The following is an 11,603-nucleotide window of genomic DNA, read 5'->3' as shown; positions in this document are numbered from 1 at the left end:
TCGTATAGAACTGCCCCAGCGTCCCCCCGAAGAACTGCGCCGCCGCCGCAGGCGCGGTCACCAGCAGCACCGTCAGCAGCAGCCCGATGCCCCCTTGCAGCATCGCCTGGCTGGTCAGGCCCGTGCTGCCGCCTACACCCAGAAAGCTGGTGATCGCCTTGCTCGCCCACAGCCCCGCGGCAATGCGCAGGTTCAACTCCAGCACCAGCGACACCATGAAGCTGAGCACCGCCATCGAAAACAGCAGCCCGATGCCGTACAGCAGCCACTTGTGAAACAGCGACTCGGTCTGCTTGAACATCANCAGCACCAGCGACACCATGAAGCTGAGCACCGCCATCGAAAACAGCAGCCCGATGCCGTACAGCAGCCACTTGTGAAACAGCGACTCGGTCTGCTTGAAGATCAGGCACAGGATGAACAGCGGCCCCAGGCTGATGAACAGCGCCAGCCCCACCTGGTAGGTCAGCAGCAGCGCCCCGGCCGTGATCGCCGGGCTGGACACGCCCAGCGCCCCGACGAGCGAGGACATGCCCACGCTGGTGACGTTGGAGCCGCTGGTGCTCACGTCCAGGCCCTGCGCGTTGTCGATGGCCGACATGACCACCTGGGTGAGCACCAGGTTCTTGTCGATGGCCGAGACGGGCGATTCCTTCTCGCCGGTGACCATGTAGTTGAYCTCCTTGAGCAGACCGTTCGTGAAGATCGAGTGCAGGTCCGATCCCCCAAGGGCCATGGTGCTTGCAGCGATCACGATCAGGGCGTTGCGGCTCATGCTNGACATGACCACCTGGGTGAGCACCAGGTTCTTGTCGATGGCCGAGACGGGCGATTCCTTCTCGCCGGTGACCATGTAGTTGACCTCCTTGAGCAGACCATTCGTGAAGATCGAGTGCAGGTCTGAGCCCCCAAGGGCCATGGTGCTTGCAGCGATCACGATCAAGGCGTTGCGGCTCATGCTAGCCACCAGGGCAATCATCGGCTCGCGCGACTGGCCGGTGAGGATGCGAAAGCCCTGGATCAGAATCCAGAGCGTGAGCAGCACCAGTGCGACCGTGCTGACCCACTGCATGGCCCGACCCATGAACTCGACGCCGAAATCGCTAATTCGGCCGGACAGCCACTTGTAGATCAGACCGAAGACGAAGGCGCCGCCGCCGGCATCGGGCACTTGCGCATGGGCTGCGCCCATGGGCGCCAGAGCGGCCATGGTGAGTGCCGAGCGGAGGGCGCCGTGCGGCGAGTAGGGACGGGCTTCAATGTGTTGCGACATGGGGTTCCCTGAGGGAAGTTTGTGCTCGGTGCAATGGGGCGATGGCTACTTGACGGCCAGGGCCGCGGCAATGGCGGCGGCTTGAATGAGCTGACCCGCATTCATGCGGCCGAAGCTGTCGGCACTGGCACCCCCGCTCCCACTACCCTTCATGGCGGTCTTTGTGAGGGTGTTCTGCTGGCCTTCGTGGAATTTGATGGCCGCGTCGTAGGCGTCGATACGGGTGCGCCAAAAGCCCATTTCGGCTTGCAGCTTGGCCGTGGTGCGAGCGGCCTCGTTGGTGAGGGCTTGCACGTCGCCATGGGTGTTGCTGGAGCTGCGCTTGTTGTCGATGGCGGTGATCTGTTGGCTGTATTGCTCGAAGCGGTTGGCCATGTCGATCGTCTCGTTGAACGACTGCACGCGAAGCTGGATGAGTTCCTGGCAGATTTTTTGCGACATGTCGCTGCTGCCGGTTGCGCTGATGGTGGTCAGGCTGGTGAGGGGCTGGCTGCCGGCGCCCGCACCGGCCGCCGCGACACTGCTGCTGGAACTGGGGCAGGCTTGGGAGATGTAGCCGGAGACGTCGCCAATCTTCTGAAGCTTGTTGTTGGGAGTGAGGGTGGCGGCAAAGCCGAGGTTTTGGGTGCTGTTCTTGAGCTGACTGAGGATGTCGGAGGCCGATTTCTTGATGTCGCCAGTGGTCGAGTCGATCTTGTCCAGGGATTTTTCGGCCTCCGCGTCTTTGACATCCACCTGCGCATGGGCGGCACTCATCAGCATCCAGGCTGCGACGACCAGAGCGCAACGGATTGCACTGCTTGGCAGGAATCGGCGGACTTCAATGTGTTGTGACATGGTGGGATTCCCTTTAGGCATAGTTGTCGTGGTGCGGCAGCCGGTGCGGACCTGAATTCAACGTTTGGCGCTCTTGTGGTTCTTGTGGCTTGCCAGTTTTTTCACCGGCAGTGCGAGCAGAAAGCGAAAGAACCTGCTGCTGACGCGCCACCACAGCCAGAGGATCACGACTGCGAACACTGCCACGCCAAGCATCATCAGAACTCGACCGAGTGAATCCGCGGCAAACTGAGAAAGAGTTTTGGGGTGGGTGAAAAGCTGGTAGATCACCGTGCAACAAAGGACGGCAATGGCTTCTGTTCGCCAGCTCAGCAGATAGAGGCGCAGCTTCTTGTTCAGTGGGGCCTGCATGGCGCATGTGTGGGTGTGTTGCTGTGATGCCTGCGCTCACTCGACCCGCCCCCATTGGTCCATGATGGCGTCGGAAATATTGCTGTTGTTCTGGGTGTTGGTTGCGCCCGAGCAGCTGTTCATGTACTGCTTGCGGTAATCGTGAGACTGGTCTGGCCAGAATTTGACAACGGGATAGTAGGTCCAGATGGCAAGGCCACCGGGGAACGGTATGTGCCAGTAGGCGATGGCGGAGGCACAGCTGCCGGTAGGGGTGCCTTGGCCGGAGATGCTGGCCATGCAGAGGTAGAGGGTGCAGGGGTCTGGAGCCTGGGCTTGTGCCGATGTATTCACGCCGGTGATGCCCAGTGCGAGGGAGAGGGCCGCGAAAGAGGTGCGCAGTCTCATGGAAGCCTCCGAAGTATTGAAGTGATGGGTGACATGGCTTGAGGTCGATCAGGCAATGAGGCGCGGACGCGCCGCGCGCTGGGCGGGCTGATCGGTTGACGCGGAGGCGCGCTTGCCGCTGCCCTTGCGTTGATCGTAGAAGTTCTGCAACCATTGCTCGGGCCGCAAGTCGTTGACGGAGATGCCTTCGGCTCTGGCGCTTGCGTCCAGCACGCCGTGCAGGATCTCGATGTTGTCGGTGGAGGCTGAAATGACGGCCAGCGCGTCGTCCATGCCGCGCAGGTCGAGCTGGCACACCGAAGACATGTGGCCCTGCTTGACGAGGAAGCGGCGCGAGCGTTCGTCGAGGCTGACCACCACCTGGTATTCGGACTCGGTGAGCTTCAGGCCCTCGATGTAGTCCTTGCGGCTGGCGTTGGGGTTGGGCAGCAGGATCATGGTGGCGGTCTGCTCGATGAGCGCGGCCGAGATGTCGCTGCCCAGCGCATCTTCGGGGCTCTGGGTGGCGAAGATGCCCATGCCGTTCTGCTTGCGGATGGTCTTCTGCTTGTTCTTGGCAAAGTCCTTGAGGGCGCCGCCGCCGTCCAGAATTTTCCAGAATTCGTCCATCACGTAGATGAGGCGGCGGCCATCGATCAGCGCGTCGAGCCGGTGCAGCAGGTAGTTGATGACCGGGACGCGTACCTCGGGGTTGTCGATGACATCTGTGTAGTCGAAGCCGATGATGTTTGCTTTTTGCAGGTCGATGGTGTCCTTGGGGTTGTCGAACACCCAGCCCAGCGAGTTGCCCGCGGTCCACTTGCGCATGCGGATGAAGAGGCCGTCATCGCCCATGTTGGGCAGGCTCTTCTGAAAGTTGGTCATGTTGCGCAGGTGCTCGGGCGTGTCGAGCATCGCCTCGACGGCGCGGAAGATGTCGTCTTCTTCACGAGAGGTGTAGACCGGCTTGGCGGCCAGCACCTTGACGAGGTCGCTCAGAAACTGGACGTTGGCCTCGGTGCGCTCGCAGTGGAAGGGATTGAAGCCGGTGGGCTGGCCGTTTTCCAGCGAGAGGTAGTTGCCGCCGCAGGCGCGCACGAAGATCTCCGCGCCGCGATCCTTGTCGAAGAAGAAGATGGTGGGCGACGGGTCGAGCTTCTGGATCTGGCTGAGCAGGAAGTTGATGAGCGCCGTCTTGCCGGTGCCGGACTTGCCGATGACGATGGTGTTGGCAATGGCCTTCTCGCCCAGGGAGTTCTCGCCCGGCAGCGTGGCGTGGAAGTTGAAGAAATAAGGCTGGCCGTTGACGGTCTGCAGCGTGGTGACGCACGAGCCCCAGGGGTTGTTGTCTCGCTTGCCGCTGGCAAAGTTGTGCAGTGGCGACATGCCCAAAAAATTGAGCGAACTGACGTTCGCCAACCGGGTGCGGTATTTCCAGTTGCCGGGAAATTGCGCGTAGAACGCGGCCGTGACGGCCAGGTCTTCCTTGATCGAGACGAAGCCCGCGTTGGAAAGCTCGGCGCGGGTGGTGGCGATGTGCTGGGAAAGCGTCGCCTGGTCGGGCGCGTAGACGGCGATGGTGAAGTGATACTGGCCCAGCACAAAGTTGCCGGATGAAATCTGGTCCATGGCCTGATCGAGCTCGATGATCTGGCTGACGGCCTTGTCGCCGGACGAAATCATCATGCCCTTGGTGCGCTCGAGCGCCTTGAGCGCGTCGTGCCGCCCCATGGGGCTGAAGGAATGAGTGATGACGTATTCGAAGTCGAGGTACTTGAGTCCGTTGAGGATGCCGGGATGGGTACCGTCGGGGTATTCCTTGACGTTGAGGATGGCGCCGAAGTGATTGACGCCGTTCGGTGTGGTCAGCACGAAGTCACCGGTCTTGGCCGAGAAGCGCTGACGGCTGACGGTCAGGTAGCGGTACACGGGCGCCTTCAGCACCGGCACGGGCTCGTCGACGCGGTTGAGCAGGTAGCCGAAGAATTCGAGGGTTTCCGAAAAGACGATGCCGTTGGTGGCCTCGTACATGCGAAGGCGCGCGGGCGCGTAGTCCTTGAGCACGGCTTCCATGTTGCCGGCCAACTCGAGCACCTTGTCGATGGCTTGCTGCTGTTCGGACGCCAGCCGAGAGACATCGGTCGACTTTTCAACGAAGCGCTTGCCCGAGACCACGGGGCGGTACAGCATCGTCACGTAGAGCTCGTTCTGCATGAGCTTTTGCGACGACAACCCTTTGAAGTACGCATCGGACAACGATTGGTTGAAGGCTTCCTTGAACCGGCTGCTGTCCTTGACGTGCCGGCGGCGGCGCAGGTCGTGCACCCAGAAGGCCACGTTGGTGAAGTCCGGCGCGCGCAGCGTTTGCAGCATGCGGTTGAAGGTGTTGTGCCGGTGCTCGAGCTCCCATTCTTCGCGGCCGACGAAGGGCAACCCTTCCAGTCGCCAAGTCAGGAAGTAGTCGCCACCCGTGGTCTTGAGCACGGTAGGAGACACGTGCGTGGACAGCGGGATGAATTCGCTGATGGGCGTGTCAGGGCTGAAGGGGGGCGTGGACATGACTGTGGAATCCTGGCTTCTTCTAGACGTTGTCCTTGGACTGCCCGCGATATACGTTGGGCGTGAACACCCACATGCCTTCATGCTGTCCGATGTTGCGCGTACGGACACGGAACTGCAGGCGCAGCCCGAGCAGCCGGAAAATCATTTCGTCGCGCTTGGCCATCAAGCGCATGGCGAAGATGACCGGCGGGATCAGCAGCAAATAGAACAGGTTGAAGTACATGGCCAGCAACATGCATCCGCCCGCGCCCACGAAAAAGGGCACGTAGGGCACGCCCATGAACATGGGCGGACGGGTGCAGCCGCGGAACATCGCGTTTTTATGCATAGCGGGCCAGCGACTGCACGATGCTGGCGAGTTGGGTCAAGGGATCGACCGCGATGCTGGCAGAGCAGCTGGTGCCGCCGCCGACGGTGGAGCTGCCGCCAAGAAACAGTTTGGCGATCTGGGTGGCCGCGCCGATCAGCAGGGCGCCAATGAAGACTGGAGCAACGTCGCTGATGCGCTTGTGGGCGAACGCAATCTGGTAGCCCGAGAAAATGATGGCGACAGTGACCACCACGATGGACACGGCATTGAGTACGCCGACGATGGTTTTGACGAAACCACATGCGGTTTCCCCGAGCCCACCGTCTGCGGACCCCTGAGCCATGGCCAGGCAAGGCAGAACGACCAACGCGGCAATGGCGAGATTGCGAAGCGTGCGCGCGTGCGTGCTGCTAGCGAACGATGGAGTGGCGGTATTGTTGTATAGGCGGTGCATGGTGAGTTCCTCTCTGGTTGATAAAAGTGAAGGGCCGGGTCAGAAGACGAACGCGCCGTCGCCGGCAGGGCGATCGATCGGAGCGGCCTGTACTGCTGCGGCTGGCGCGTTACCCGCGCTTGGTTGGCGAACATGGGGCACGAAGACATCAGGGGCGGTGCTCGCCGCCGCAACTGGCGGGACAACGGGCGCCGCAGTGATTGCAGGCGCAGTAACTGGTTGCATGGAAGCACCCAGCGGTACCACGCGCATCGAGATGCGGGATGCCGCGGTGGTGGACTGCACCGCCGCGACGGATCGGACGCCAGCCGCGGCAGGCATGGATGCTGGCACGACGGCGTCCGGTGTCACACCGGCTGGACGCAGGGAAATCGCGGCGGGCGGCTCGGCGGGTGTTTGTGCGAGGGTGACGCCGCGGCTGATCGAGTCGTAGATTTTCTGCACGTAGCCACTGCGAAACCCGCTCACGAAGTTGCCGGAGTAGTAGCAGCTGAAGGCCTTGCCCCAGTCGCCACCGGCGCGGGCATGGCAGTTGGCCAGGATGCTGGCACCGGCGGCCAGATTGGCGCAAAGATCGAAGGCTTTCTCGTGGGTGTCGAACCCGTACTTGCGAAAGTTGACCTGGTTGACTTGCGCTGCGCCTAGCGAATAGTTGTAGCCCTTGGACTTGAGCATTTGCGCTGTGGCCACCGCCTCTTCAAGCGTTTTAGGCTGCCGCACGAGCCGGCCTCCGACGACGCCGATGGCGAACGGATTGGCGCCGGATTCGACGTGCACGACGTGTCGCATCACCTGCGCCGGAACGGCGAGGTTGGGGCAAGCGATGGCTTCCATTCCTGGGAACACGGTGTTTGCTCCTTCGGCCTCAGGAGGCGCCGGACGGCACCAGGCGACCGGGGTCGAAGTCGATGCCCGTGATGTACCGCCGCCCCGCATGGGCCTTGATGTGCACGATGATGTCGATGGTCATCATGAGCAGTCGCTTGATGGTGGCGAATTCGAGCCCGGCGCCTTCGCTCGATGCCTTGACCATGAGCGCCAGCTGGTCCCAGGTTTGCTCGGTGCTGCCCGAGTGGCAGCTCGTGATGGAGCCCGGGTGGCCCGAGGCGCAGTTGCGGATGAAATAGAACGCCTCGTCGCCACGCAATTCGGCCAGGATGATCCGGTCGGGCTTCATGCGCAGGCATGCTTCCATGCAGCTCTTGGCTGTGATGTTGGCGGTGCTCTGGCCTCCCTTGGAGTAGAGCAGGTGGACCACATTGGGCTGCTCGATGAAAAGTTCGCGTGCGTCTTCGATCGTGACCAGGCGCTCATCGGGCGGGATGTGGTGGACGAGCGACTTCATGAAGGTGGTCTTGCCGCTGCCGGTGGCACCCGAGACCACGATGTTTTTCTTGTGAAGAACGGCTTGCTTGAAAAAGTCCGCGTAGCGCCCTGCGGCGCGCAGTTCGAGCAGTTCCCTGTCGTGCGCGTTGAGGCCCGATTTTTCTTCGAGCAGCGCGTCGAAAAATCCGTCCTCGTGGTACTGGCCCAGGGTGCGGGTCTGTCTGGACGGCAGGCGGATGGTGATGGACACCTGGCTCGCTTCAACCGCTGGCGGAATGACGAACTGGGCGCGCTGGCCGGTGGGAAAGGTCAGCGAGACGACCGGGTTGACGTCGGTGATGCGCTGGCCCGTGTTGCTCTCGTTGACCACGGTGGTGCAGAACTGCAGGGCACGCGCGGCGGTGAGGCCTGGCACCTCGACGCGCTGCCAGCCGGAACGGTTTTCGAGGTAAATCTCGCCGGGCCGGTTGATGCAGATTTCAGTGACGTCGGGCGAGTGCATGAAATCCCGGATGCCCAGCACCTGGTACTGGTAATCCAGAAATTCGTTCGAGACGGCGGCAACGAGTTCGTCGGTCATGTAACGCTATGCCGTGTCAGAAGCTCGCGACCACGGCGCTGAAGTCGACATCCTTGGCGACGTAGACATTGACGACGGTGCCCTGGTTGATGGTGACCGTGTCGGGCCGGTTGGCGTTGCGGCGCACGGCCTGGCCGGCCAGGCTCTGCAACGTCTGTGCCGTGGTGCTCTCGTAAGGCGACTGGACGGCGAGCCCCCCCGCCGCAACGGTGGTCGACTGCGGGCCGTTCTGTGCCAGTGCGTATTTGAAGGCGTCGGCAAACATGCTGATCAGCAGGGCCGAGCTGATGCGCTGGGCCCAGTGCTGATCGAGGTGGCCCGGATGACCCGAGCCACCGAGGTTGTCGACGCCGGGACTGGCCATGTTCACATCGATCCCGTTCGGGGTGACGATGCGATCCCAGATGACGGCGATGCGATCCCCATTGGGTTCGGTGTCGTACTTTCCAAGTACCTTGGAGCCCTTCGGCAGCAGCAGGCGCTTGCCGGTGACGGAGTAGACCGGCTCGGTGACGACGCAGGACGTGAAACCCGGAATGTCGCTGACGATATGCGTCTCCAGCACGCAGCGGATGTAGGTGCCGCGCAGCATGAGCACGTTCGGATGGACAAGGGCTTGTGCGCTCGACACGGCCGACAGCGGCTTCATGCGATAGGCGCTGTTCGGCGCGATGCCCTGGTCGCCGCCCGCGCCGGGCATGCCGGCCATGCCGGCCATGCCTGGCGCCATGCCGGGATATTGACCTTGCCCGGGCTGGCCCCCCTCTGCGGGACCCACTGCAATCGTGCCCGCGCTCGATGCCATGCGGCGTTCCATGAGCGTCGGACCTTGTGGGCCTTGCGGACCTTGCGGTGCGGGCGGAATCGGCGGCAGCGATGGCTGGGCCAAGGGGATGGGTGGGGTTGGTGGCGTGGCAACCCGTGGCGGGGGCGGCGGTGCCGGCAGTTGGGGCGCCGCGGGGACCGTAACCACTTCTTCCTTGGCCTTTTGTGGCTTGTCGGGGCGCATCACGTTGCCGATCAGCCAGATGGCAGCCAACCCGAGCAGAAGCACGATGCCCGCGAGGAACCCGAGAGCGCGGCGATTCATGCGCTGCATTTCGCTGGATTTAAGTTCCGGCGCGTGCGCGTCAAGATTGGGTGTGGCTGACGCTCCCATGCCCTCGAATTGCCTCGAATAAGGATTGGCTTGAAAAGCAGGCTGGCTGTTGCCGTCTGTGGGATCTTGCCGGTCATAGTCAGGCACGGCGTCTCCTGTTCGGGAAGGAGGATGTTGGTTCACTGGACGGTGTTCCTGCGAAGACCCACGACGTTGTCGCCGTGGCGGATGACCAGGTAGGGATAGGTCCCGTGGACGATGAGGGTGCTGCCTTCGACGGTGGTGTTCACCAAGGAGTCTTCGCCGCGTTCCTTCTGGCGCATGTAGACGGTCGGAAAGTTGCCCGTCGGGAACTGCTTAAGGTCGCTCATCTTGATGTAGGTGAAGCGACTGTCGTCGTAGACATTGACCGGAACCAACCAGGCTGCGCCGGCGCTGCTGGTGGCAAAGTCGTACTCGAAGTTGTAGCTCCTGTCCTTGAGCAGCGCCGTATTGAGCGCGGGTGCTTCGGCGACGCTTTTGGCTTCCTTGCCGAAGGTCATGTCGGCGGGATAGGTGAACTTGATCCGGTACTGGACGCCCGCATTGCGCGCCTGCTCCAGGGTTCGCCAGTCGGCGGCCACGACCTTGAGTTCGAAGATGTAGGAATTGATCGCGGTGCGGATCATCATGTTGGTGTCCACATCGACGTTCTTCGGCTTGAGATAGAAGACGTTGTCGCGGCGGCTAAGGTCCCAGCCGCTGCTGAAGCCGGTGCTGTAGTCGAGGATTTTTTCTTCGGGACTCAGCTCGATCTGGGTGCTGATGCCCAGGCCGACACGCACCGGGTAGATGCGATCGGGCTGGTACTCGTACATCTGGACGGTTTGCGCAAAGGCGCAGGGCGTGGCGCTGGCGATGGCTGCGCACGCTGCGGCCATCAGCGCCCATCGGCGGTGGTTGGACTGTTGTGATTTCATCGGCGGCGCGTTCCCTGATTGGCACCTGTCGGCGCGACTGGGGCGGCGGGCGCGGGGGCGCCTGGGACCCCAAAATTGGGTGGAGGAGGAGTGGTTGGCATGACGGCTTGCGCAGGCAGAGTCACCGCTTGGGCACTGCCTGCCGCGCCAGCAAGGGCATCGGTGCCCGGCGGGAGCGCCGCGCCGGGAATCGCGGGCCCGCTTTCGGCGGACTTTGGATTGCTTGGGACTTCTTCGGGCGGCGATGAGGCGTAGTCGGTATCCACGCGATAGTCGGTAACCTGGAAGCCGAGCGGATTTTCGATCCGCTGCTGCTCGTCCATCGTGAGGTTCGACTTGTAGGTGAACGCCATCGTCACGATCTTGCTGTCCAGAGGCACCGAAGAGCCGTTCTGCTTGTTGTAGACGCTGCGCTGGAAGCGCACTGTGGCGCCCTTGGGAACTTCGCCTCCGCCACCGATCAGGGTGATGCTCAGGATGCGGACCCGGATGGCTTTGTCCTTGCCGTAAATGGTGTACGGGTTGATGGGATTTCCCGACGAATACAAATTGGTGTAGCCGCCGGAGACGTTGCCCGATGACATGGTCAGTACCGTGGTCCAGTCGCGCAGATTGGTGATCGCTAGGTCATAGGACTCGCGGGCCAGCACGAAGTGGGCAACATTGCTGCGATTGATTGCTTCGCTCGTGGTGATGCGCTGCAAAGCCGTGTCGTCGGTCAGGCGTGCGGCGGTGCTGGTGCCCGTGTACGCATCGGCGATGACCAGGTATGGCACTTTCTCCTTGAGCGGCAACACGTAGAAGTAGCCGCCCAGCAGCACCAGCGACATGACCACGGCAGAGCCCGCAACCCACCAGGCGCGCCGTTCGCTGCGTCGTGCGATGTCCGCAACAGTGAGTTCGAAGTTGACCGATTGACTGATGGTTTGGTCGATCTTCGAGGTCGACGCGTTGTTCTTGAACATCAGCGCGGCCCGGGTGTGGCCGGCGCAGCGGCGCTTGTGGCCTGAACCAGGATTTGTTTGCCGTCCGCCGAAATGGACACACCCTGCGGCGAGTAGATGGCGCTCAGCTCGCCCATGGCCGACTGGAGGTCGTTGGTGCGAACCTTCGCAACAGGTTGGTGGAGGGTGAAGTCGGAGCCTATTTGATAGGACAACTGCAGTCCGTTGTCCGACGCCCAGCGCTTCAGCATGGTCCTGAGCGTCGCGTCCATGGGCGAAGCGTAGAACGTATACGCGGGCGAGAGCGGGATCTCGGTAGCCGCACTCTGGAACCGGTTCACCGGCGCCCACGAGCCACCGTACTCCTTGGGTGCAGGCGCACCGCACCCGATGAGCGTGACGGCCAGAATGGACAAGGCCGTACCCGCCGAAAGGCGGCTTGTAGCGCGCACACGAGCGCCCCACGCAATAGCTTGCGTTTGGTTAAACACTGCGACTCCCTGAAGTCTTTTTTATGTCCGCCCATCTTAGGGAGACGAGGC

At 62.3% G+C, this 11,603-nt stretch carries 13 protein-coding genes; all 13 read right to left on the bottom strand.

Annotation, left to right across the window (positions count from 1 at the left end; genetic code table 11):
* Positions 1–304: 304 nt before the first annotated feature.
* The coding region (locus ASC78_RS27945) for a type IV secretion system protein (protein ID WP_235505032.1) at positions 305–775 on the bottom strand (471 nt) is incomplete at its 3' end.
* A gap of 543 nt (positions 776–1,318) precedes the next feature.
* Entirely contained in the window at positions 1,319–2,110 is a 792-nt protein-coding gene (locus ASC78_RS09235; RefSeq protein ID WP_157634416.1) for a hypothetical protein, read from the bottom strand.
* A 57-nt stretch (positions 2,111–2,167) separates the two neighbouring features.
* Positions 2,168–2,461 (bottom strand): hypothetical protein, encoded by a 294-nt coding sequence (locus ASC78_RS09230; RefSeq protein WP_055799664.1) that lies wholly within the window; start codon positions 2,459–2,461, stop codon positions 2,168–2,170.
* A gap of 36 nt (positions 2,462–2,497) precedes the next feature.
* Complete coding sequence (locus ASC78_RS09225; protein ID WP_055799661.1) at positions 2,498–2,848, bottom strand: hypothetical protein; 351 nt, start codon at positions 2,846–2,848, stop codon at positions 2,498–2,500.
* A 48-nt stretch (positions 2,849–2,896) separates the two neighbouring features.
* Positions 2,897–5,386: a VirB4 family type IV secretion/conjugal transfer ATPase gene (locus ASC78_RS09220; RefSeq protein WP_055799658.1), complete on the bottom strand. Its 2,490-nt coding sequence runs from the start codon at positions 5,384–5,386 to the stop codon at positions 2,897–2,899.
* 22 nt (positions 5,387–5,408) lie between these two features.
* Positions 5,409–5,717 (bottom strand): type IV secretion system protein VirB3, encoded by a 309-nt coding sequence (locus ASC78_RS09215; RefSeq protein ID WP_055799655.1) that lies wholly within the window; start codon positions 5,715–5,717, stop codon positions 5,409–5,411.
* Positions 5,710–6,153, bottom strand: a complete 444-nt coding sequence (locus tag ASC78_RS09210) for a TrbC/VirB2 family protein (RefSeq protein ID WP_082517483.1) — start codon at positions 6,151–6,153, stop codon at positions 5,710–5,712. The genes ASC78_RS09215 and ASC78_RS09210 overlap by 8 nt, the downstream gene beginning before the upstream one ends.
* A 39-nt stretch (positions 6,154–6,192) precedes the next feature.
* Complete coding sequence (locus tag ASC78_RS09205; RefSeq protein WP_055799653.1) at positions 6,193–6,987, bottom strand: lytic transglycosylase domain-containing protein; 795 nt, start codon at positions 6,985–6,987, stop codon at positions 6,193–6,195.
* A 31-nt stretch (positions 6,988–7,018) separates the two neighbouring features.
* Positions 7,019–8,059 (bottom strand): P-type DNA transfer ATPase VirB11, encoded by a 1,041-nt coding sequence (virB11, locus tag ASC78_RS09200; protein WP_055799649.1) that lies wholly within the window; start codon positions 8,057–8,059, stop codon positions 7,019–7,021.
* A 16-nt stretch (positions 8,060–8,075) separates the two neighbouring features.
* The gene (locus ASC78_RS28240) at positions 8,076–9,149 is read right to left on the bottom strand and encodes a TrbI/VirB10 family protein (RefSeq protein ID WP_200934287.1); all 1,074 of its coding nucleotides are present in this window, start codon (positions 9,147–9,149) and stop codon (positions 8,076–8,078) included.
* Positions 9,150–9,337: 188 nt separating this feature from the next.
* A complete protein-coding gene (locus ASC78_RS09190; RefSeq protein ID WP_082517481.1) occupies positions 9,338–10,117 on the bottom strand; it encodes a TrbG/VirB9 family P-type conjugative transfer protein in 780 nt (259 codons plus the stop codon).
* Entirely contained in the window at positions 10,114–11,082 is a 969-nt protein-coding gene (locus tag ASC78_RS09185) for a virB8 family protein (RefSeq protein ID WP_082517480.1), read from the bottom strand. Before ASC78_RS09185 ends, ASC78_RS09190 begins: the two co-directional genes overlap by 4 nt.
* On the bottom strand, positions 11,082–11,333 hold the full coding sequence (locus ASC78_RS27700; protein ID WP_200934286.1) for a TcpQ domain-containing protein: 252 nt from the start codon (positions 11,331–11,333) through the stop codon (positions 11,082–11,084). The genes ASC78_RS09185 and ASC78_RS27700 overlap by 1 nt, the downstream gene beginning before the upstream one ends.
* Positions 11,334–11,603 lie beyond the last annotated feature (270 nt).

The sequence above is a fragment of the Variovorax sp. Root318D1 genome (assembly GCF_001424835.1).
GTDB lineage: Bacteria > Pseudomonadota > Gammaproteobacteria > Burkholderiales > Burkholderiaceae_C > Variovorax.
This window is presented reverse-complemented; position numbering and strand designations above follow the sequence as displayed.